This is a genomic window from Vibrio sp. 2033, from assembly GCF_033339735.1.
In genome coordinates this window covers 1-719 of sequence record NZ_JAWOVC010000327.1, presented here as the reverse complement: position 1 = coordinate 719, position 719 = coordinate 1, and the positions used below count along the sequence as shown (strand labels likewise).

Below are 719 nucleotides of genomic sequence, written 5' to 3'. Positions count from 1 at the left end.
ACCAAATGCGAATTTGGTATCGACAAAGATTTGGTCGATTTCTTCTAACGCTTGGCTGATAACGTTAAAGCCTTCTTTCAACAATTTTTCGTACTGAGCGATATCTTCTGCGCTTGAGAAGTTAAACGCTTCATAGTTGTCCACGATATTTTGGCGAGTGATGTTCACATCGTCTGCTTCTGGTACACCAGGAATGCCTTTTAGGATGCCTTTGGTTGACGGCGTCATTAGCAAATCCGGTAGCGCTTTATCTTTTTCTAACCCTTCAGGAAGTTGAATACCACAAAACTCGCGCTCACCATTTGCGTATGCACGCCACATGGAACCAGTGATGTATTTACGGCAGATTGCCTCAATTTTTACCGGTTTTGCTTTTTGAACGATCCAAACAAATGGGTGAGGAATATCTAAGATGTGGCTGTCAGCTAAGCCGTTGTCTTTAAAAAGCTTAAACCAATGATTTGAAATGGCATTCAATGCGGCACCTTTACCCGGTACACCTTTAAGCCCACCTTCACCATGCCAAATACAATCGAAAGCAGAAATACGATCGCTGATCACCATGATGGCCAGGGGCGCATCTGGTGCGACATCGTATCCTTTTTCTTTGATCAGTCGGGCGCTGTCTTCTTCAGTTAACCAGTAAACTGAACGAACTTTTCCGCTGTGTACGGGTTTGTGGGTGCGAATTGGCAGGTCGTCATTGACGGCAAGTACTT

1 protein-coding gene is annotated in these 719 nt (G+C 44.5%); it reads right to left on the bottom strand.

What is annotated here, in order from left to right:
• A partial coding sequence (gene purC / locus R7P74_RS26385) for a phosphoribosylaminoimidazolesuccinocarboxamide synthase (protein ID WP_318123606.1) occupies positions 1–719 on the bottom strand: 719 nt, incomplete at both ends.